Raw genomic sequence first — 19,647 nt, 5'->3', positions numbered from 1 at the left:
GCCGAAGACCGGCCACCCGACCCCAGACACACCGACCCCGCGGGAAGCGGCCCGCGCGGGGGCTGACTCGGGGGAGGCCGCCACCGCGGGGGGGACCGCGCCCACGGGCGCCTCCCGCCTGGCGGGCGTCCCCGCCAGCCCCGGCGCGGCCGTCGGTCCCGTGGCGCGTATGGCCGACCGGCCGACGCTGCCGGACCGCGCCCCCGCCGTCGAGGACCCCGCCGCCGAGGCGGACCGGGCGCGCGCCGCGCTGGAGAGCGTGGCCCAGTGGCTCGACGCCCGCGCCGCCGGACTGACCGGCGACGGGGCGGCGGTGCTCACCGCGCAGGCGCTCATGGCCCGCGACCCCGAACTCGCCCGCCGGATCGGGGAGCGGGCGGAGGCGGGCGAGGCCGCGGCCTGGGCGGTCCACGCGGCCGTCGGCGCCTACCAGGAGCTGCTGCTCGCTGCCGGGGGCTACCTGGCCGAGCGCGCCGCCGACCTCGCCGACATCCGCGACCGTGCCGTCGCGCTCCTGCTCGACGAGCCGATGCCGGGGCTTCCCGACCCGGGCCGCGACCACGTCCTGGTCGCCGACGACCTCGCGCCCGCCGACACCGTCCAGCTCGACGCCGACCGCGTCCTGGCGATCGTCACCCGGCGCGGCGGCCCCACCAGCCACACGGTGATCCTGGCCCGCGCGCTCGGCATCCCCGCCGTCGTGGGGTGCCGGGAAGCCGACGGCCTCCGGGACGGAACCAGCGTCGCCGTGGACGGGGACAAGGGAACCGTCGACGTCGAACCCGACGCGGAGTCGGTCGAGCGGATCCGCCGCCGGGCCGAGCACCGCCGCGCCCTGCTCGCGGAGTCGACGGGGCCGGGCCGCACCCGCGACGGGTTTCCCGTGGCTCTGCTGCTCAACGTGGGCGAGGGCGACCCCGACGAGGCGGCGGCGCTCGACAGCGAGGGCGTGGGGCTGCTGCGGACCGAGTTCCTGTTCCTGGACCGGGCCGAGCCGCCGACGGTCGACGAGCAGACCGCCGTCTACACGCGGTTGCTCAACGCCTTCTCCGGCCGCACGGTCACCGTCCGTACCCTGGACGCCGGGTCCGACAAGCCGTTGCCGTTCGTGGAGACCGGACCCGAGGACAACCCCGCCCTGGGCGTGCGCGGGTACCGGACCGCGCGCGACCAGCCCGGTCTGCTGACCGACCAGCTCACCGCGATCTCCCGCGCCATCCGCGCGACGGGTACGCGGACGCGGGTGATGGCGCCCATGGTGTCCACCCCCGGGGAGGCGGCGGACTTCGCCGCGCTGGCCCGGGAGGCGGACATCGGCGAGGTGGGCGTGATGATCGAGGTCCCCGGCGCCGCGCTGCTGGCCGACCGGCTGCTGCCGCACGTGGACTTCGTGTCGATCGGCACCAACGACCTGGCCCAGTACACGATGGCCACCGACCGGACGCTCGGCTCCCTGCCGGACCTGCTCGACCCGTGGCAGCCGGCGCTTCTGTCGCTCGTGGCGTCCGTGGGCCGGTCGGGGGAGCGGCTGGGACGCCCGGTGGGCGTGTGCGGTGAGGCCGCCGCCGACCCGCTGCTCGCGCTGGTGCTGGTGGGGGCGGGTGTGAGCAGCCTGTCCATGTCGGGGCCCGCGCTGCCGGCCGTCCGCCACGCGCTGGCCGACCACACGCGTGAGGAGTGCCGTCTTCTGGCCGACCTCGCGCTGACCGCGTCGAGCGCCGAGCGCGCCAGGGAGGCGGTGCGCGCCACCGCGAACACGGAGGCCCAACTCTGGTAGCCGGCCGCCCCCCGGTGGGCGGGCGTCCGTGAGGAAGCCGGAGAGGCGCGTGCCACCGATGGGGCGGTGACGGGGGCGGCGGGCCCAGGGACCCGCCGCCCCCGGTCGTCTCCGGTCCCCGTCCTTCCCGGGTCAGGGCCCTCCCGGGGGACCGGGAGCCGACGGGTCCGGTCGGCGCGACGCCAGGACCACGCCGAGGGCCACGGCGCACGCCATCACCACGCCCGCCAGGAGGACGCCCCACCGGCCCGCCGGAGCGCACGCCAGCACGAGCACGGCCGAGACCGGCAGGACCAGTTGCTGGGCGGGCCCGCGTTTGAAGTGGCGGGCGTGCAGCAGCCACACCGCCGCCAGGAACAGGGCCGCGGGCACGGTCACCGCCGCGCCCGCCCACCAGTCCGGAATGCCGGCGTGCCCGGTCGTGTGCTCGACCGCCACCTCGATGCCCGCGCCGACGGTCGCCGCCGCCCCGAGGATCACGTAGTGCCCGTAGGCCCATCCGAACGCCTGCCGGTCGGAGACCAGGTAGGTGTGGATGGGGACGGCGAAGTAGATCCAGAACGCCGAGAAGACGATGAGCAGGCCGCCCGCGACGATCGGCAGGAGCGTCGGGAACCCGGCCTCCCCCTCCAGCCCCGACTTCACCCCGACGGTCGCCGCCGCGATGGACTCGCCCAGCATGATGATGGTGAACAGGCCGTACCGTTCGGCGATGTGGTGCGGGTGCCAGCCGGTGGGCTGCCGGTGCTCGGCGATCGCCGGGACCGCGAGCTCGGCGGCGACCAGCGGCAGGAAGCCCCACGCCCACGCCTCGTCGGGCAGGAGGACCAGCGCCACCCACCCCGCCTGCACCGCCGCCAGCCCGCCCGCGTAGCGCAGCGCCGTCCGGCGGCCCGCGCCGGACTCGCCCCGGGCCGCGCGGAGCCACTGGCAGGTCAGGGCCAGCCGCATGATGATGTACCCGGTCACCACCACGCCGAAGTCGCCCTCGTCGAAGGCGCGGTCGATCCCCGCGGCCAGCACGAGCACCCCGACCATCTGGGTGAACGTCGCCAGGCGGTAGGGGACGTCGTCGCAGTCGTAGGCGGAGGCGAACCAGGTGAAGTTCACCCACGCCCACCAGATCGCGAAGAAGACGGCCAGGTATCCGCCGACGCCGAGGGCGGGATGGCCCTCGGCCAGCGCGTGCACCAGGCGGGCCCCCGCCTGGGCGACCGCCACCACGAAGCACAGGTCGAAGAACAGCTCCAGCGGCGTGGCCGCGCGGTGCGGCTCGTCCCTGCCGCGGGGGCGCATGCCGACCAGCGGGACCACGAACCGGCCGTGGCCGGTTCCGGCCCGGTGCGGTCCGGTCGGGCGGTGCGTGTCGTCTCCGTCGGCCACGCGTTCACGGTGGCACGCACCCGCCGGGGGGAACGGCGGCGGCGTTCGTCCTGGCCGGAACTTTCCCCGCCGCTGGGCAGGCCTTGGCGAGGATCCGCCGGGGGCACGCGGGCGGCGGCCTGCCCGGTGCGGATCAGGCCCTCCGCGCGCCCCAGTCGCCGCCGACGGCCTCGGGAACGAGGTCGAGCCGGTCGCGGATGGCCGCGAGCAGGTCGCCGGGGTCGGTGGAGCCGGACGCGCTCCAGGCCTCATGGGCGGTCCCGACCACCGCGAGGAAGGCCGCGGTGAGGACGTCCGGACGCGGGTCGGTCGCGCGGTCGACCCCGGCGCGCTCGGCGACGGCGAGTGCGAGCCGCTCCTGGCGGCCGCGGCAGTAGCCCATCATCGCGTCGACGACCGCGGGATCCTCCTTGAGGACGGTGGCGGCGCGGCCCAGGAAGTCGCGCGTCCGCGGATCGATGAGGGACCAGTGGTCCTGTACGGCGTTGCGCAGCGCGACGAGAGGGGGCTCGTCGGCCGGGCGGGCGCGCAGCGCGGTCAGCAGGAGTGCGTCGGTGCCCCGCACCGCCTCCAGGATGAGCTCCTCCTTGGTGGCGAAGTAGCGGAAGAAGGTCCGCTGGGAGACGCCGACGCTGGCGGCGATCTCCTCTGTCGTGGTCCCGTGGTACCCCTGTTCGAGGAACAGGCGGAGCCCCGACTCGACCAGGTTCTCGCGCAGCCGTGCCTTCTTGCGCTCGCGCAGCCCCACCGCCTCGGACGTGTGCGTGTCCGTCATGGCGCCTCCCACTGCCGGTGCTCCTCCCTCCCGCGGCGTTCCGCACGGGCGATATTACGTCAGTCACAGTCGAAAAGCAGTTGATGCAAACTGTCAGCCGCTGACAGACTCTCTCGCGATTGATCGAGATTCTGGGGGAAGACATGACACTCGGGGATGCTCCGCCCGCGTCGAGGGCGGCCCGACTACGGGAGAGTCCGTGGTCGACACTGGTCGCCATCGCGTTCGGCGTGATGATGGTGGCCCTGGACGGCACGATCGTCGCCGTCGCCAACCCCGCCATCGGCGAGAGCCTGGGGGCGTCCCTGGCCGAACTCCAGTGGGTGACCCACGGGTACCTGCTGGGCCTGGCGGTCTTCCTCATCACCGCGGGCAAGCTCGGCGACCGCTTCGGCTACCGCCGCACCTTCCTGGTGGGCGTGGTCGGGTTCGTGCTCTCCTCGGTGGCGATCGGACTGTCGGTCGGCGTGGTCATGCTCATCGCCTTCCGCATGCTCCAGGGGATCTTCGGGGCCCTGCTGCTGCCCGCCACGATGGGCCTGCTGCGCGCCACCTTCCCGCCGGACAAGCTCGGCCGGGCGTTCGGCGTCTTCGGCAGCCTCATCGGCGCCGCGACCGCGGGCGGCCCCATCGTCGGCGGGATCCTGGTGGGCGTCTTCGGGTGGCAGGCGGTGTTCTTCATCAACCTGCCGGTCGGCGTGGTGACCGTCGTCCTGGCGCTGTGGCTGCTCGGCCCGAACCAGCCCACCGACCCCGGCGCCCGCATGGACGTCCCGGGCATCGCACTGCTCAGCGTGGCGATGTTCGCGCTGGTGTGGGCCCTCGTGGAGGCGCCGACCGCGGGGTGGGCCTCCCCGGTCACCCTGGGATCGCTCGCCGTCGCCCTCGTCGTGGGCGCGGCCTTCGTCCTGTGGGAGCGCAGACCCCGGGACCCGCTCATCCCCCTGGGACTCTTCGCCCACCCCTCGATCGCCATCGGCGCGGTGCTCACCGCGTGCATGGCGGTCAGCCTCATGGGCGGGCTGTTCTTCGTGACCTTCTACCTCCAAGGCGTGCGCGGTATGTCCCCGGCCGAGACCGGGCTCCAGCTGCTGCCGATGACGGCCACCATGGGCCTGACCTCGCCGATCGCCGGGCGGGTGCTGGACCGGGTGGGCTCTCGTCCGCCGACGACGGCCGGTCTGCTGATGGCCGGGACCGGGATGTTCATGCTGTCCCGGCTGGACGGGGAGACGGGGGTCCCCTACATCTCGGTCGCGTTCGTCCTGGTCGGCATGGGGCTGAGCCTGGTCATGACCGGTGCCACGGCCGCGATCATCGGCAACGCGCCGCTGCGCTTCGCGGGTGTGGCATCGGCGGTGCAGCAGGCCGCGATGCAGCTGGGCGGTTCGCTGGGCACGGCGGTGCTGGGCGCGGTGATGTCGTTGAGCATCATGGCGACCCTGCCCGGGCACTTCGCCGCCGCCGGGCTGGCCGAACCGGCCGAGGCCGAGCTGACGAGCATGCAGAGCGCTGTGGCGCAGGGCGGCGCCGTGCCGCCCGAGGGCGCGTCGGCGGAGACCGTGCGCGCGGTCACCGAGGCCAGCCACCTGGCGTTCATGGACGGGCTGCACCTGGCGTTCGGGATCGCCGCGGCGCTGATGCTGGCGTCGGCCGTGCTGGCGCTGTTCATGCGGGCCGGCCGTCCGACCGGCGACGCGTCCGGTGAGGGCGAGCCCGCCGGAGGGGCGCCGGCCGTTCACGTGTAGGGCTGGCCGAGGGGCCCACCGGGGACGCGACACGGTGTCCGCGCTCCGGTGGGCCCCTCGCGTGTGCGGGCCGTCGGCGGGGGACGCCGTCGATGACGCCGCGCTCGCCGCTGTTCCTGGCGCGGTGTCGCTTGCGCGCGCACGGTGCGGCGTGGTTAATTGGTCACATGACTAACTTAGTCGATCGAGCAAATTCCGCTCGTGGTCGGCGCCGCCGCGAGGAACTCGTGGAAGCCGGGCTCGCCCTGCTGGCGGAGGGCGGTTGGCCGGCCGTCACCACCCGCGCCGTGGCCGCGCGCGGCGGCGCCAACGTGGGGCTCATCCACTACCACTTCGGCGGCCTGCCCGCCCTGCGCCTGGAGATCGCACGGCGTGCGGGCGACACGGTGATGACGCCCGTCGTCGAGGCTCTGCTGGCCGCACCGGACGCACGGTCCGCGCTCGACGCGATGCGCGGCGTGGTGCCCCGGGTCACGGGCGACGAGCGGGTGGTGCGGCTGTCCGTGGAGCTCATAGCGGGGGCGATACGCCAGCCGGAGCTCGGCGACGCGCTGCGGGAGGGGCTGCGGGAGGCGCGCGGCCAGGTCGCCGACTGGCTCGGGACACTGCACCCCCACTGGCCCGCCGAGCGAAGGGCGGGGGCGGCGATGCTGGTGGCGGCGTTGCTGGACGGGATGGTGCTGCACCACCTGCTGGACGCGGAGCTGTCCGTCGAGCCCGCGCTGGCGGCGCTGGGCGAGCTGATCGGGGTCGACTCGTGAAGGTCCTGATCTCGGGCGGCGGGATCGCCGGTCTCACCCTGGCCTACTGGTTGCACCACTGGGGCCATACCCCCGTCGTGGTCGAGCGCGCGCCGCACGGGCGGCTCGGCGGTTACGGCATCGACTTCTTCGGCACCGGCTACGACGTGGCCGCGCGTATGGGCATCGCCGATCGGCTCGCCGAGCACCAGCTCCCGGCCGACAGCATCTGCTACGTGGACGGGGAGGGACGGGTCACCGCCCGGCTCGAGCGGCGGCTGCTGGAGAAGGTGATCCGCGGACCGTATCTCGCCTTGATGCACACCACGCTGGAAGAGGCGTTGGGCGAGGCCGTGCGCGACGAGGTCGAGATCCGGTACGGACACCGCGTCGCCGCCGTCGGGCAGCGGGCCGACGGCGTCGACGTCACCTTCGCCGACGGCGGTGACGAGAGCTTCGACCTGCTCGTCGGTGCGGACGGGGTGCACTCGGCGACCCGCGGGCTCGCCTTCGGACCGGAGGAACGGTTCGCGCGGCACCTGGGGTACGCGATGGCCTGCTATCCCGTGCCGGACGTCTACGGGCTCGGGCCCCGGCGCGTCCACTACGGCGAGCCCGGCCGTCAGACGGTCCTGTATCCCACCGGCAGGCCCGGCGAGCTGATCGCGCTCTTCCTCCACCGCACGGCCGACCCGTCCGTCCCGCGGCGATCCGAGCGGCCCGGCGCACTGCGCAGCGCCTTCGCGGACATGGGTTGGCTCACGTCCCGACTGCTCGCCGAGGCGCCGCGGGACGACCTGTTCATGGACGGCCTCACCCAGATCGCCATGCCGTCCTGGCACAACGGCCGCATCGCCCTGGTCGGCGACGCCTGCGGAGCGATGACCCTGGCTTCCGCGCAGGGCGCGTCCATGGCCATGGCCGGCGGCTACCTGCTGGCCCGGGCACTGCACCAGCACGACGACCACCGGGCCGCTCTGCGCAGCTACGAAGCGCGGTTGCGGCCCGCCGTGCGCCGGCGCCAGCGGCGCGCCCGCGCCTTCGCCCGCTCCCTCGTCCCGGAGACCGGTATCGGCCTCGCCGCCCAGAGCACCGTCACCCGGCTCATGCTGCGCGACGCCTTCACCGGCCTGCTACGCCGCGGCTACGGCGACACCACCAGCATCCTCACCCGCGTCTGAAGGGCACCGCCATGGAGATCGTCCAGCGCCCGGCACCGCCGACCGGCATCCGCCGCCTGCTGTTCCGGGCCCCCATCCACCTCTACCGACTGCGGCTGGGCTGGCTCTTCGGCGGCCGGCTCCTCCTGCTGAACCACACCGGCCGCGTGTCGGGCAAGCGGCGCCAGGCCGTCATCGAAGTCGTCGAACACGACCGGACGGACGGCAGCTATGTGGTCTGCTCAGGATTCGGCCCGAAGGCCGCCTGGTACCAGAACCTCCTGGCCACACCCGAGAGCAGCATCCGGGTCGGGCTGCGCACCGTCCCCGTCACCGCCCACCCCCTCGGGGCGGAGGAGGGCGGCGCGTTCATGGCCCGCTACGCGCCCCGCCACCCCACGGCGGCACGCAGGCTCGTGCGCTTCATGGGCTTCTCCGTCGACGGCAGCCAGGAGGACTACCGCGAGGTCGGGCGACGGTTGCCCTTCGTCCGACTCAGCCCCCGCCCGTCGTGAACGACCGCCGTCCGACCGGGGCGCCCACGTCCGCTGACGCGGTCCCGGCCGACGGGCCCCTCGCCCCGCACGTGCCGGGCCCCGGCGGGCCCGGCACGTGGCGCGGCCGTCCTCAGCCGATCCGGGTCATGGAGGACTCGTAGCCGCCCCCGCCCGGGTAGGTCCACGGGCCGCTCACGGTGTCGCCGTCCGCGCTGAACACGCCCCTGTAGAACGCGGGCGACCCCTTCTCCCCGGCCCAGATGGTGAGTGTGTCGCCCTCCAGTTCGTAGACGTAGTCGAAGGTGTTCCCCTGGTCGTCGTAGAAGCGCGACCTGACGTCGGCGCTCGGCTCCTCGGCGCCGAACGGCTTCTCCCGGCCGATGACCTCCATCCCGACGATGTCGGTGCCGTACTGGACCAGGCTGATGTCCTGGAGGAGGAAGTGCCGGCCGGGCATCCACCGGAACGTGACGGTGCCCTCGGCGCCTCCGCTGACCCGCCAGGTGCCCACCAGGCGGTCCAGGGCGCTCAGGGCGGGGTCGGGGGTCGCGGTCGTCGTGTACTCGGTCATGGCTGTCGCCTCTCCTGGGTCCTCCGCGCGCGTCGGCCCGGTGCCGCCGCCGCGCTGTCACCCGTATGACCGGAGGTCCCGGGAAAAGGAATCGGTCCCGGACGGGAAATCCCCTACCGCTCGCGGGTCGGCGGCAGACCGAAGGCGGGCAGGATCTCCGGGCCGAACGTGGTGATCTCCGCGACCAGGCCGTCCTCGATCCGCAGCACGTCGACGTTGACCGCCGTGTACGCGCGTTCGCCGGGGGCGCGCGTGTAGTTGGCGACGGCCGGCTGGCGGTTGGCGGCCAGGGGGACCGAGATCCACGCGCCCCACGCCCGGTCCCCGGTGAGCACCGGACGCCACAGGTCGAGGATCGCCTCGCGCCCGTCGTAGACGAGCGACGCCGGAGGCATGGTCTGCCGCGCGTCCTGGCGCAGCAGTTCGGCCAACGCGTCCAGGTCGGCGTTCTGCGACGCCTCCACGAACCGGCGCAGGACGCGCCGCTCGTCCTCGGTGGGCGCGGTGGCCGGGCCCCAGTCCGACCGGCGCGGCGGCAGGACCTGTCTGAGGGAGACCCGGGCCCGTTGGAGCGCGCTCTTGACCGAGGGGACGGTCATCTCCAGCGCGGCGGCCGTCTGTTCGGCGGGCCAGCCGACGACGTCGCGCAGGACGAGCACGGCGCGCTGGCGCGGCGGCAGGTGTTGGAGGGTCGCGAGGAAGGCGAGTTCGACGGTCTCACGGGAGATCGCCCGCGCCTCCGGCCCCTCCTCCTCGGAGGCGGCCCGGTCCAGCAGATCGTCGGGGTAGGGCTGGAGCCAGGTGACCTCGCGGAAGGGCGAGCCGTGCGGCGTCGCGGCGTCGGGTTCCGGGTGCCGGCGCCGACGGCTCAGGGCGTCCAGGCACACGTTGGTCGCGATCTTGTACAGCCAGGCCCGGAACGTGGACCGTCCCTCGAAGGTGGCGCGGTTGCGCCAGGCGCGGAGCAGCGCCTCCTGCACCATGTCCTCGGCCTCGGCGAAGGAGCCCGTCATGCGGTAGCAGTGCACGCGCAGCTCGTGGCGGTGGCGTTCGGCGGCGTCGGCGAAGGCGGCCTCGTCGTCGATGAGGTGGACGTCGGGCACGTTCGCTCCGCTCCTGGGCGGGAGCCCGCCCGGCGGGGAGGGCTCCCGGTCGTGTCGGGTCAGGTCGTGTAGTCGGCGTTGATCCGGATGTAGCCCTCGGTCAGGTCGCAGCCGTACACGGTGAAGGCCCCGTCGGCGATCCCCAGGTCCACGGAGATCACCACCTCGTCGCCCTTCATGTGCTCGGCGGCGCGCGCCAGGACCTCGTCGGTGGCCTCGGTCGGGAACGTCTCCACGTCGCCGAAGAGGATCCGCACGCGGTCCGGCTCGACGTCGGTCTCGTCCTCGCACTTGCCGACCGCCATCGCCACCCGGCCCCAGTTCGGGTCGGCGCCGTGCACCGCCGTCTTCACGAGCGGCGAGTTCACGACCGCCTTGCCGATCCGCTTGGCCTGGGCGCCGTCGCGCGCGCCGGTGACGCGCACCTCGATCAGCTTGCTGGCCCCCTCGCCGTCGGAGGCGATCATCCGCACGAGTTCGAGGGCCACCCCGTTCAGCGCCTCCTCGAACCCGGCGACGTCCACCGGACCGGCGAGCCCGTTGGCGAGGATCGCCGCCGAGTCGCTGGTGGAGGTGTCCGTGTCGATGCTCAGGGCGTTGAACGTGCGGTCCACGACCCGGCGGAACACCGCGTCCAGGACCGGCTGGTCGATGTCGGCGTCGGTGAAGAACCAGGCCAGCATGGTCGCCATGTTCGGCTCGATCATGCCGACGCCCTTGGCGATGCCGGTCAGCGTGGCCGCGCCGACACGGGCCGAGGCGGCCTTCGGGTGGGTGTCGGTGGTCATCATCGCCGCCGCCGCGCGGTCCAGGTCGGCCGGGGGGAACTCCGCGGGCAGCGTGTCCAGGTACGACCGGACCCTGTCCATCGGGTAGGGCTGGCCGATCACTCCGGTGGAGGCGATGAGGACGTCGTCGGGCTCCACGCCCGCCGCGCGCGCCACGCGCTCGCGCACCTCGCGGGCGTTGGCCTCGCCGGTCATCGTGGCCACGTTGGCGTTGCGGGCGATCACCGTGACGCCGCGCGCCCGGCCGTCCGCCGCCGCCTCGCGGCTGATCACCACGCTCGACCCGGCGAACCGGGATCTGGTGAACACGGCCGACACGTGCGCGGGGACCTCGGACACCACGGCGAAGAAGTCGTCCTTGGGGTCCTTGATCCCGATGTTGCCCGCGACGCCACGGAATCCGGCGGGTACGGGGGTATGGCTGCTCATCGTCCTCCTCCGAGCTCGTGGCGACACCTTACTTCGTGCTCTGACCAGGAGGCATTACGGGCGTCGCCCGTGGGGGTTTCGTACCGCGCGTCACCGGAGTCTGGTGTGACAATGCGCGGGTGGCGGGGTATCCGCCGAGAGTGTGACCACCACGGGGGAGGCGTGTCGTGCGTGACGGTGACTGGCTCACGGAGACCGGGGGGCGGATCCGCGGAGTCCTGAAGGTGATGGTGGACGCCGGGTGGCTGCCGGGGGGCTCCGCGGTCATCGGTACCGGGGGGATGTGGGAGTTCGTGGCCGTCGGGCGGATCGACGGCGAGACCGAGACCGCGCCGGACGTGTCCTACGACGTCGCGAGCCTGACGAAGGTCATGGCCACCTGGCCGCTGGTGGGTCAGGCGGTCGCCGAGGGGGTACTCGACCTCGACGCCCCGATGTCCGAATACCTGCCCGCCGACGACCTCCCCGGCGGGGTCGTGACCACCCGCGAGATCCTCACGCACACGAGCGGACTCAACCCGGTGACCTGGTTGGAACGCTACGTCGGCACCGAACAGGACCTGGCGGAGGCGGTCCTGGCCGACCCGCTGGAGGACCGCGGCCGCCACCGCTACATCGACCGCGGGTTCGTCCTGCTCGGGCTGCTCCTGGAACGCCGCTACGGCGTGCGCCTGGACGTCCTGGCGGACGACCTGTGGGACGAGCTGGGGATGCGCTCCACGGCCTTCGGCCCGCTCCCGCGCTCGCCCTCCGTGGCGCCGACCGAGTGCCGCCTCGCCGGGGCCGCCCCGACCTGGGGGGTCGTGCACGACGAGGCGGCGGCCCTCATGGGAGGGGTGGCCGGGCACGCCGGGGCGTTCACGACCGCGATCGACCTGGGCGCCTTCGCCCGCGAGATCCTGCGGCTCGGGGAGGGCAGCGGCGGCCCGGTGCCGTCGTCGTTCGTGCGCGAGAGCTGGCAGCCGCACGTGGACGCCGGACAGCGGCGGTGGAGGGGGCTGGGGTGGCTGATCACCCCGGAGGGCGTCGTCTACCACAACGGCTACACCGGGACGAGCCTGTTCATGCACCCCGCCAGCGGACGCTACGTCGGCGTGCTCACCAACGCCGTGCACTTCGGGCGCGACCGGACGGGGCTGGGGGAGCTGCGGGCGGCGGCGCGGGCGGCGCTCACGCCCCAGGCGCACGGATCGACGCCATGAGGTCGGCGAGCAGGCCGCACAGTCCGGCGGGGCCGGGGACCACGAGGTCGGCGGCGTCGGCCACGGCCGTGACCTCGTCGGAAGACGAGCACACGGTCAGCCCGGCGACGCCGTGCGCGCGCAGGTCGGCCACCGCGTCGAACGCGGGCAGGTCGCCCAGGTCGTCGCCGGCGTAGAGCACGGTGCGCGCCCGCGTCGACCGGACGAGGTCGGTCAGCGCCGCGCCCTTGTCCACACCCTGTGGACGCAGTTCGAGCACCATCCGCCCGGGCTCCACCCGCAGCTCCGCCCGCTCGGCCAGGGCCGCCAACGGTCGGGCCAGCAGGGCGAGCGCTCCGTCGGGGTCGGCGGCGCGGCGGGTGTGGACGGCCAGGGAGCGGCCCTTGTCCTCGATCCACGTGCCCTCGGGCGCGCCGAGGCGGTCGAGCAGGTCGGCGAGTTCGCGCCGCACCAGCTCCACCCCGGGCGGCGGGTCGGCGGACAGCACGCGGCCGTCCGTCCAGCGCTCGGCCCCGTAGTGACCGAGGACGGCGATGCCGGGCACCCGGTCGAGTCTCCCCAGGCGAACGGCGGTGGCGGCGGGTCGTCCCGTCACCACGGCGACGCGGCCGATCCGCTCGGCGAGCTCGGCCAGCCGCTCCACGATCCCGGGGAAGGGGGCGGAGGCGCGCGGGTCGTCGACGATGGGGGCGAGGGTGCCGTCGAAGTCGAAGGCGGCCAGGGCCTCGGCGGGCTCGGCGAGGAGGGAGGCGAGCGCGGCGCGTCCGGCGTCCGTGCTCGGTCGGGGCAGGGACATGCGGGTGCCTTTCGGGTCGCGGTGGGCGGACCGTTCGCGCCGTCAGGGTATCCGGGGGGCGCTCGCCGCCCGGCAGTGCCCTCGCCGGAGGGCGTCCGGCCGCGGGCGGTGCCGCCAGGGGGTCGCCCGTGCGACACGCCCGGGACCGTCGGCCGGTCGGGGAGACGGTCACCCGCGGCGGAGGGTGGGCCGGGGTGACCGGGTGGCGTGAGCGGGGTCAGAGCTGGATGCCGAGGAGACGTGCGTTGCGTTGGCGTCTGCGGTCGGCACGGAGCCGGCGCAGGCGTTTGACGGTCATGGGGTCGAAGGCGAGTGCCTCGGGTCGTTCCACCAGCCCGTTGAGCAGTTGGTAGTAGCGGGTGGCGGAGAACCCGAACTCGTCACGGATCGCCTGTTCCTTGGAGCCCTCGAACTTCCACCACTGGCGTTCGAAGGCGAGGATGCGTTGTTCGCGTTCGGCGAGGGCCGACTGGCCGTCCTCGGTCGGACCGATATTCGGCATGGGACACCCCCTGGACGGGAAATTGGATGGTCCTGATCGGCGCGACTCATGCTAGCGACTCGACATGCCGGTTGAGGAGCGCGGAAGCGAGGAGTGGCACCGGAGATACAGTTGCGTTTCCTCACCCTCAGGCCACTTGTCCGCGTCTGAATCCTGTGCTCGTGACAGAATTGCGGTGGTCCTGGGGAGGGCCGTGGAACGCCGACCGCAACGTTCGAGGGAGCCTGTCGTGCTCGGGGGTAACAACCGTAACAGGACACGCAAGCGTCGCTGCGGCACCGTGGGGGTCTGCGCGGTCGTCGGCGTGCTCGCGCTGGCGCCGGTCCCGGCGGCGGCCGACGGCCTGCCCGACCTTCGCCCCGAACAGTGGGGACTGGTCTCCATCGGGGCCCAGGAGGTGTGGGAACTCACCCGGGGAATGAGCACCACCGTCGCGCTCCCGGGCGTCACCGTCCCCGAGGACCACCCCGACCTCGTCGACAACGTCGGCGTCGACACCGAGTTCGGCGCCAACGAAGGGGACTTCGACGAGGGAACAGCCCTGGCGGCCCTGGTCGCGAGCCACGGACACGGGCGCGACGCCGAGGGCGGCATCCTCGGTGTGGCGCCCGAGGCCGGTCTCCTCGTCCTGCCCACCGACGACGCCCTGCCCGACGCCGTCCGCCGCGCGGTCGACGAGGGCGTCCAGGTCATCCTGTTGCCCGGGGTCTCCGGGGCCGCTGGGGCCCCCGCGCAGAACGGGGCCGCGCCGACCGACGGGAACGGCGCGAACGGTGGGAACGGCACCCCCGGCGCGGCGGACGACGAGCTGAGCGCAGCCACCGCGGCGGCGGCCGAGGCCGGGGTGCTGGTCGTGGGTCCGGCCGGGGGCGACGACCCCAACGTGCTCTCCGTCGGCGGCGTCGACGCCGAGGGCGCCCTGATCCCCGGCTCGCCCGCCCCCGACGCGATCGAGCTCACCGCGCCCGGCGCGGACCTCGACGCCACCGCGCCCGACGGCGGGGAGGCTCAGGTGACCGGAACGCCCTACGCCGCCGCCATGGTCGCCGGGGCCGCCGCGTTGCTGAGCTCGGAGTACCCGCAGCTGGACGCCGAGCAGCTCCGCCAGGCCCTGGTCGACGGCTCCCAGGAGGGGCCGGACGGACTGCCCGCACTCCACCTGCCCACGGCCAACGCCCAGGCGGCGGGGGTCGCCGAGGAGAACCCGCTGATCGACCAGGACCTGCTCGACCGGGCCGACGAGGGCCCGCGCGTGCCGGTCTGGGCGTGGTTCGCCAGCGTCGGCGCCGTGCTGGTGCTGGGCGTCCTGCTGGCCGTGGTGTGGGTGCGCCGTTCCACCGCGGACCCCTACGGCGTGCGTGAGGGGCGCCGCGAGGAGGAAGAGGGGATCGCCGCCGAACGGAGCGCGGACCGGACCGAGGAGCCCGTTCGGCGCGGGCGCAGGGGCGGGCGCCGCCGCAAGCCGCGCGGGAGGTAGTCGGTCGGCCGCCGGGTCGATCGGGAGGCCCGGCCGCCTCGTGCTGCCCGCACATCGCTCCGACCGCCCCGGGGCGGCCCTCCCCGGCGCCCGCGCGAGACCTCGGCGTAACGCCACCGACCACCACGTGATCGCCCATCGTTCCAGGTCGAACACCGTGGGTGGGCTTCCGTGCGCGTGCATATGTAAGCACGCTCGGCCGTCTTGACGTGGGCACCGGAGGGGACAAGGCTTTGTGGAATGTCACCCCTCGAAGCGTCACCGTTGCCTTCGCGAGGCGATTCGGTGGCCGGGCTCCGTCCCGAGCACCGCAACCTCGTCAGCGGGCGTGTGCACCTGTCCCAGTACGACCCCAAGTGGCCCTACCTGTTCAGGCGTGAGTCCGAGCGGGTCCACGCGGCGCTCGGCGACCGCGTCCTGCTCTTCGAACACGTCGGCTCCACCGCCGTGCCGGGGCTGGCCGCCAAACCCTGCGTCGACCTCCTGCTCGTCGTCGCCGACTCCGCGGACGAATCCGCCTACCTCCCCGACCTGGAGGCGGCGGGGTACAGCCTCGTCATCCGCGAACCCGACTGGAACGAACACCGGGTCCTCAAGGGCCCCGACGTCAACCTGAACCTGCACGTGTTCCCCGAGGGCTGCGCCGAGATCGAGCGGATGCGCCGGTTCCGCGACCACCTCGTCGCCGACGCCGACGCCCGCGCGCGCTACGAGGCGCACAAGCGCGACCTGGCCGAACGGACCTGGGACCGCATCCAGGACTACGCGGACGCCAAGTCCGAGGTCATCGAGGAGATCCTCGCCGCGGCCGGAGCGCCGGGCCCCGACCAGGGCTGAGGGGGCGAACACGCCGAACCCGACGCGCCCTGAGCCCTCCGCCCCGCCAGTCCCGACACACTCCGCGGCCCCCGCGCGCCCACCGTCCGCCGACCGCGACACCGCGACCGGGGTGCTCCCCGCCCTCACACGACGGCGGGCGCGCCCCGACGCGGATCCGCCCCGGGCGCCCGGAACCGACCGCCGCCCCCGGTCCGGACCCCGGCCGTCCGCCCCGTTCCCGGCGCGGACCCCGGCCGCGCCAGCGCGCCCGGCGTCTCAGCCCAGGGCCCGCAGCTGCTCCTGGAACCACCGGCGCGGCGGCAGCGCCACGGCCGCTTCCCGCAGCCGCTCACGCCGCCTCCGGCGCTCGTCCGGCCCCATCGACAGCGCCCGGTGCAGCGCCTCCGCCGTCTCCACCGTGTCGTACGGGTTGACCGTCAGCGCGTGCTCGCCCAGTTCGTCGGCCGCGCCCGCCTCACGGGACAGCACCAGCACCGAGTCGCGCTCCGACAGCACGGGGCCCTCCTTGGCGACCAGGTTCATGCCGTCGCGGATCGGGTTGACCAGCAGCACGTCCGCCATCTGGAAGGACGCCAGCGACCGCGGGTAGTCGTCGTTGACCTCCAGCACCAGCGGCGCCCACTCGGCCGTGCCGAACTCCTCGTTGATCTCCTTGGCCACGCGCAGGACCGCGTCGGTGTACTCCCGGTACTCGGGCACGTCGCCCCGGCTCGGGTAGGCGAACGCCAGGTGGGTGACCCGCCCGCGCCACTCCGGATGCCCGGTGAGCAGTTCGCGGTAGGCCTCCAGCCCGCGCACGATGTTCTTGGACAGCTCCGTGCGGTCCACCCGCACGATGAGCCGGGTGTCGCCGACGACCTCCTCCAGGGTCTCCCGGCGTGCCGCGACCCTGGGGTCCGCCGCGCTCTCGCGCAGTCCCTCCTCGTCCGCGCCCAGCGCGTGCACGCCCACGTCGACCACCCGGCCGCCGTGCTCGACCGTGCGCTTGGCCGTGTCCACGTCGGCGCGCAGGATCTCCGCGCAGCACCGCAGGAAGGCGTCGGCCCAGCGCGGGCTGAGGAACCCGAGGTGGTCGGCGCCGAGCATGCCCTCCAACAGGTCGCGGGCGACCTGGTCGGGCAGCATCCGGAAGTACTCCGGCGGCGCCCACGGCGTGTGCGAGAAGTGCGCGATCCGCAGGTCGGGGCGGCGGGCGCGCAGAATGCGGGGCACCAGGGCCAGGTGGTAGTCCTGCACCGCCACCCGGGCGTTGTCGGCGGCCCCCGCCACCAGGGCCTCCGCGAACGCGTTGTTGTAGGCGGCGTAGTCCTCCCAGCGCCGGCGGAACCCGGAGCCGAAGGAGGGCTTGCCGGGGGTGTCGTACAGCATGTGCTGTGTGAACCACAGCGTCGAGTTGGCGATGCCGGTGTAGGCGCCGGCGAAGGTGTCCTCGGGGATGTCCAGCATGTGGACCCGCATGCCGCCCAGGTCGTGGGACCGGTCCAGGCGTGCCCCGGGGGCCTCGGCCGCGGCGCGCCGGTCGGCGGGGGACAGGGCGGCGCACACCCAGAGGCCGTCGATCTCCGAGGCCACCGAGATCATCCCCGACACGAGTCCGCCGCCGCCCCTGCGGTGCTCCAGGGAGCCGTCGTCGGCGGTCGCGAAGGACACGGGTCCCCGGTTGGAGGCGATGAGGATCTGCGCCTTGTCCACGTACTCGTCCTCTCGGTGGAGCGGATCGGATCTGCCGCCCGCGAGCGGGGTGCGGGTGCGGGGCGGGGTGTTCCCTAATGTCTCGCCTGTGGACCGGGCGCCCAAACGCGCGCCGGGCCACCGCGTGCGAACGTCACACCGACGAAACGCGGCGGCTCCGCGGCCACGCCGCCGACCGGGGACGTCTCACCATACGAGCGGGTTCGTGTGTTCCGGGTCACCCGGTGTGGAAAGCCGGTCAACGTGTCCGTTACAGTGACCGTGCGGATCCGACAGGGTCGGCGCACAATTTCATATTGCTCATCCAGAGGGGTGGAGGGACCGGCCCTACGAAGCCCCGGCAACCATCTCAGCATGCGATACTCGCGCTCCTCGCGAGGCGGCTGGGGCAGGTGCCAACTCCGGCCTGGGGTCAAGGTGGCCACCAGGGAAGATGAGGGGAGACGCCTCGCCATGGCGATTGCCGCCACTGAACCCACCTCCGTCCGCTCCTTCGGCCCCGCGACCGCGCTGTCCTGTCGCGAGTGCGGCGAGCGCTACGACCTCACCCCCCGCTTCGCGTGCGAGTTCTGCTTCGGGCCCCTCGAGGTCGCCTACGACTTCGGGACCGTCGCCCGCGCCGACATCGAGAGCGGCCCGAACAACATCTGGCGCTACCGCTCCCTCCTCCCGGTGCCGGCCAACGTCGCGGAACTCCCCAACATGAACCCCGGCCTGACCCCGCTGGTCCGCGCCGACCGCCTCGCCGCCGAACTCGGCCTCGACTCCCTCCACATCAAGGACGACTCCGGCAACCCCACGCACTCCTTCAAGGACCGCGTGGTCGCGATCGCCGTCGAGGCCGCCCGCACCTTCGGGTTCACCACCCTGTCCTGCTCCTCCACCGGCAACCTCGCCGGCGCCGTGGGCGCGGCGGCCGCCCGCGCCGGTTTCGAGTCCTGCGTGTTCATCCCCGCGGGCCTGGAGGAGGGCAAGGTGGTCATGGCCGCCGTCTACGGCGGCAAGGTCGTGGCCATCGACGGCAACTACGACGACGTCAACCGCTTCTGCTCCGAGCTCATCGGCGACCCGGCCGGTGAGGGCTGGGGCTTCGTCAACGTCAACCTGCGCCCCTACTACGGCGAGGGCTCCAAGACGCTGGCCTACGAGATCGCCGAGCAGCTCGGCTGGCGGCTGCCCGAGCAGATCGTCATCCCGATCGCCTCCGGCTCCCAGCTCACCAAGATCGACAAGGGCTTCCAGGAGCTGGTCAAGCTCGGCCTGGTCCAGGACCGCCCGTACAGGATCTTCGGCGCCCAGGCCACCGGCTGCTCGCCGGTCGCGAAGGCGTGGGAGGCGGGCCACGACGTCATCCAGCCGGTCAAGCCCGACACCATCGCCAAGTCGCTGGCCATCGGCAACCCGGCCGACGGGCCCTACGTCCTCGACATCGCCAGGCGCACCGGCGGCTCCGTGGAGCACGTGAGCGACGCCGAGGTGGTCGACTCGATCAACCTCCTCGCCCGCACCGAGGGGATCTTCGCCGAGACCGCGGGCGGCGTCACCACCGGCGTCCTGCGCAAGCTCGTGCGCGAGGGCAAGCTCGACCCGAAGGCCGAGACGGTCGTGCTCAACACCGGCGACGGGCTCAAGACCCTGGGCGCCGTGGACGCGGGCGTGACCGCCACCATCGCCCCGTCCCTGGCCGCGTTCACCGAGGCGGGCCTGGCCTGACGGCCGCGGCGGCCACCCCGACGACCTCGCGGGGCCCGGTGACGCGTCCCGGTCCCCGCACCCCACCCGACGAAGGAAGAGACACGACATGAGCGCCAGCGTCCGCGTGCCCACGATCCTGCGCACCTACACCAACGACGCCTCCGAGGTGTCCGCCGAGGGCGCGACCCTCGCCGAGGTCATCGACGACCTGGAGGCCAACTACCCGGGCATCCGGGCCCGGATCCTCGACGACGCGGGCAAGGTCCGCCGCTTCGTCAACGTGTACGTGGGCGACGAGGACGTGCGCTTCGAGAAGGGCCTCCAGACCGACGTGGCCGACGGCGCCCAGATCTCGATCATCCCGGCGGTCGCCGGAGGCTGCTGAGCCGCCGCGCGCCGCCGTTCCGGAGCGGGGTGGCGCCGTCCCCTTCCCCTCGGGGGGACGGTGTCACCCCGTTCGTCGTGTCCGGGA

General features: G+C 73.8%; 18 protein-coding genes and 1 riboswitch. Of the genes, 10 read left to right on the top strand and 8 right to left on the bottom strand.

What is annotated here, in order from left to right:
- Nucleotides 1-118: 118 nt before the first annotated feature.
- Complete coding sequence (gene ptsP, locus ACIBFB_RS05785) at nucleotides 119-1,777, top strand: phosphoenolpyruvate--protein phosphotransferase (RefSeq protein ID WP_397227504.1); 1,659 nt, start codon at nucleotides 119-121, stop codon at nucleotides 1,775-1,777.
- 132 nt (nucleotides 1,778-1,909) lie between these two features.
- Here ptsP and ACIBFB_RS05780 read toward each other — a convergent pair whose 3' ends face one another.
- A complete protein-coding gene (locus tag ACIBFB_RS05780) occupies nucleotides 1,910-3,160 on the bottom strand; it encodes a low temperature requirement protein A (RefSeq protein WP_397226677.1) in 1,251 nt (416 codons plus the stop codon).
- 133 nt (nucleotides 3,161-3,293) lie between these two features.
- The gene (locus ACIBFB_RS05775) at nucleotides 3,294-3,935 is read right to left on the bottom strand and encodes a TetR/AcrR family transcriptional regulator (protein ID WP_397226675.1); all 642 of its coding nucleotides are present in this window, start codon (nucleotides 3,933-3,935) and stop codon (nucleotides 3,294-3,296) included.
- Between the two features lie 143 nt (nucleotides 3,936-4,078).
- Here ACIBFB_RS05775 and ACIBFB_RS05770 point away from each other — a divergent pair, with 143 nt between their 5' ends.
- The 4 genes from ACIBFB_RS05770 to ACIBFB_RS05755 all read left to right on the top strand — a co-directional run bounded on the left by ACIBFB_RS05770 (nucleotide 4,079) and on the right by ACIBFB_RS05755 (nucleotide 8,098).
- Nucleotides 4,079-5,683: an MFS transporter gene (locus ACIBFB_RS05770; RefSeq protein ID WP_397226673.1), complete on the top strand. Its 1,605-nt coding sequence runs from the start codon at nucleotides 4,079-4,081 to the stop codon at nucleotides 5,681-5,683.
- Between the two features lie 227 nt (nucleotides 5,684-5,910).
- A complete protein-coding gene (locus ACIBFB_RS05765) occupies nucleotides 5,911-6,444 on the top strand; it encodes a TetR/AcrR family transcriptional regulator (RefSeq protein WP_397226671.1) in 534 nt (177 codons plus the stop codon).
- Nucleotides 6,441-7,604, top strand: coding sequence for an FAD-dependent monooxygenase (locus ACIBFB_RS05760; RefSeq protein WP_397226669.1), 1,164 nt, complete (start codon nucleotides 6,441-6,443; stop codon nucleotides 7,602-7,604). Before ACIBFB_RS05765 ends, ACIBFB_RS05760 begins: the two co-directional genes overlap by 4 nt.
- Before the next feature lie 11 nt (nucleotides 7,605-7,615).
- Nucleotides 7,616-8,098: a nitroreductase family deazaflavin-dependent oxidoreductase gene (locus ACIBFB_RS05755; protein ID WP_397226667.1), complete on the top strand. Its 483-nt coding sequence runs from the start codon at nucleotides 7,616-7,618 to the stop codon at nucleotides 8,096-8,098.
- Between the two features lie 112 nt (nucleotides 8,099-8,210).
- On the opposite strand, the gene ACIBFB_RS05750 is transcribed toward ACIBFB_RS05755, so the two are convergent.
- The 3 genes from ACIBFB_RS05750 to argJ form a co-directional block, all read right to left on the bottom strand.
- The gene (locus tag ACIBFB_RS05750) at nucleotides 8,211-8,651 is read right to left on the bottom strand and encodes a hypothetical protein (RefSeq protein WP_397226665.1); all 441 of its coding nucleotides are present in this window, start codon (nucleotides 8,649-8,651) and stop codon (nucleotides 8,211-8,213) included.
- 113 nt (nucleotides 8,652-8,764) lie between these two features.
- On the bottom strand, nucleotides 8,765-9,754 hold the full coding sequence (locus tag ACIBFB_RS05745; protein ID WP_397226663.1) for an RNA polymerase subunit sigma-70: 990 nt from the start codon (nucleotides 9,752-9,754) through the stop codon (nucleotides 8,765-8,767).
- Nucleotides 9,755-9,813: 59 nt separating this feature from the next.
- Complete coding sequence (argJ, locus tag ACIBFB_RS05740) at nucleotides 9,814-10,971, bottom strand: bifunctional glutamate N-acetyltransferase/amino-acid acetyltransferase ArgJ (RefSeq protein ID WP_397226661.1); 1,158 nt, start codon at nucleotides 10,969-10,971, stop codon at nucleotides 9,814-9,816.
- Between the two features lie 167 nt (nucleotides 10,972-11,138).
- Here argJ and ACIBFB_RS05735 point away from each other — a divergent pair, with 167 nt between their 5' ends.
- A complete protein-coding gene (locus ACIBFB_RS05735) occupies nucleotides 11,139-12,173 on the top strand; it encodes a serine hydrolase domain-containing protein (RefSeq protein WP_397226659.1) in 1,035 nt (344 codons plus the stop codon).
- On the opposite strand, the gene otsB is transcribed toward ACIBFB_RS05735, so the two are convergent.
- Complete coding sequence (gene otsB / locus ACIBFB_RS05730) at nucleotides 12,142-12,969, bottom strand: trehalose-phosphatase (RefSeq protein ID WP_397226657.1); 828 nt, start codon at nucleotides 12,967-12,969, stop codon at nucleotides 12,142-12,144. The two genes, ACIBFB_RS05735 and otsB, sit on opposite strands and share 32 nt — an antisense overlap.
- A 217-nt stretch (nucleotides 12,970-13,186) precedes the next feature.
- The gene (locus tag ACIBFB_RS05725) at nucleotides 13,187-13,471 is read right to left on the bottom strand and encodes a DUF3263 domain-containing protein (protein ID WP_358562142.1); all 285 of its coding nucleotides are present in this window, start codon (nucleotides 13,469-13,471) and stop codon (nucleotides 13,187-13,189) included.
- A 229-nt stretch (nucleotides 13,472-13,700) separates the two neighbouring features.
- Between ACIBFB_RS05725 and ACIBFB_RS05720 the strand changes: the two genes are divergently transcribed.
- Both ACIBFB_RS05720 and ACIBFB_RS05715 read left to right on the top strand, forming a co-directional pair.
- Nucleotides 13,701-14,948 carry a S8 family serine peptidase gene (locus ACIBFB_RS05720; RefSeq protein ID WP_397226654.1) on the top strand — a complete coding sequence of 416 codons (1,248 nt, stop codon included), beginning with the start codon at nucleotides 13,701-13,703 and terminating at the stop codon, nucleotides 14,946-14,948.
- 240 nt (nucleotides 14,949-15,188) lie between these two features.
- A complete protein-coding gene (locus tag ACIBFB_RS05715) occupies nucleotides 15,189-15,785 on the top strand; it encodes a GrpB family protein (RefSeq protein ID WP_397226652.1) in 597 nt (198 codons plus the stop codon).
- A 258-nt stretch (nucleotides 15,786-16,043) separates the two neighbouring features.
- Here ACIBFB_RS05715 and ACIBFB_RS05710 read toward each other — a convergent pair whose 3' ends face one another.
- Nucleotides 16,044-17,480, bottom strand: coding sequence for a trehalose-6-phosphate synthase (locus ACIBFB_RS05710; RefSeq protein ID WP_397226650.1), 1,437 nt, complete (start codon nucleotides 17,478-17,480; stop codon nucleotides 16,044-16,046).
- 297 nt (nucleotides 17,481-17,777) lie between these two features.
- Nucleotides 17,778-17,920: riboswitch (SAM riboswitch) on the top strand.
- A gap of 13 nt (nucleotides 17,921-17,933) precedes the next feature.
- Here ACIBFB_RS05710 and thrC point away from each other — a divergent pair.
- Together thrC and ACIBFB_RS05700 are read left to right on the top strand one after the other, a co-directional pair.
- Complete coding sequence (gene thrC, locus ACIBFB_RS05705; protein WP_397226648.1) at nucleotides 17,934-19,193, top strand: threonine synthase; 1,260 nt, start codon at nucleotides 17,934-17,936, stop codon at nucleotides 19,191-19,193.
- Between the two features lie 88 nt (nucleotides 19,194-19,281).
- Entirely contained in the window at nucleotides 19,282-19,560 is a 279-nt protein-coding gene (locus ACIBFB_RS05700) for a ubiquitin-like small modifier protein 1 (protein ID WP_397226646.1), read from the top strand.
- Nucleotides 19,561-19,647: the final 87 nt, after the last annotated feature.

Origin of the sequence: Nocardiopsis sp. NPDC050513, from assembly GCF_044457925.1 — a bacterium.
In the GTDB taxonomy this organism is placed as follows: domain Bacteria; phylum Actinomycetota; class Actinomycetes; order Streptosporangiales; family Streptosporangiaceae; genus Nocardiopsis.
Note: the sequence above shows the minus strand (reverse complement) of the source record. Positions and strands in the feature narration are given on the sequence as shown.

Bases quoted from the DNA above. Each gene is read 5' to 3' on its own strand.
- ACIBFB_RS05775 (WP_397226675.1), bottom strand. From the start codon at position 3,935: ATGACGGACACGCACACGTCCGAGGCGGTGGGGCTGCGCGAGCGCAAG.
- ACIBFB_RS05770 (WP_397226673.1), top strand. From the start codon at position 4,079: ATGACACTCGGGGATGCTCCGCCCGCGTCGAGGGCGGCCCGACTACGG.
- ACIBFB_RS05755 (WP_397226667.1), top strand. From the start codon at position 7,616: ATGGAGATCGTCCAGCGCCCGGCACCGCCGACCGGCATCCGCCGCCTG.
- argJ (WP_397226661.1), bottom strand. From the start codon at position 10,971: ATGAGCAGCCATACCCCCGTACCCGCCGGATTCCGTGGCGTCGCGGGC.
- ACIBFB_RS05750 (WP_397226665.1), bottom strand. From the start codon at position 8,651: ATGACCGAGTACACGACGACCGCGACCCCCGACCCCGCCCTGAGCGCC.
- ACIBFB_RS05700 (WP_397226646.1), top strand. From the start codon at position 19,282: ATGAGCGCCAGCGTCCGCGTGCCCACGATCCTGCGCACCTACACCAAC.
- ACIBFB_RS05715 (WP_397226652.1), top strand. From the start codon at position 15,189: ATGTCACCCCTCGAAGCGTCACCGTTGCCTTCGCGAGGCGATTCGGTG.
- otsB (WP_397226657.1), bottom strand. From the start codon at position 12,969: ATGTCCCTGCCCCGACCGAGCACGGACGCCGGACGCGCCGCGCTCGCC.
- thrC (WP_397226648.1), top strand. From the start codon at position 17,934: ATGGCGATTGCCGCCACTGAACCCACCTCCGTCCGCTCCTTCGGCCCC.
- ACIBFB_RS05725 (WP_358562142.1), bottom strand. From the start codon at position 13,471: ATGCCGAATATCGGTCCGACCGAGGACGGCCAGTCGGCCCTCGCCGAA.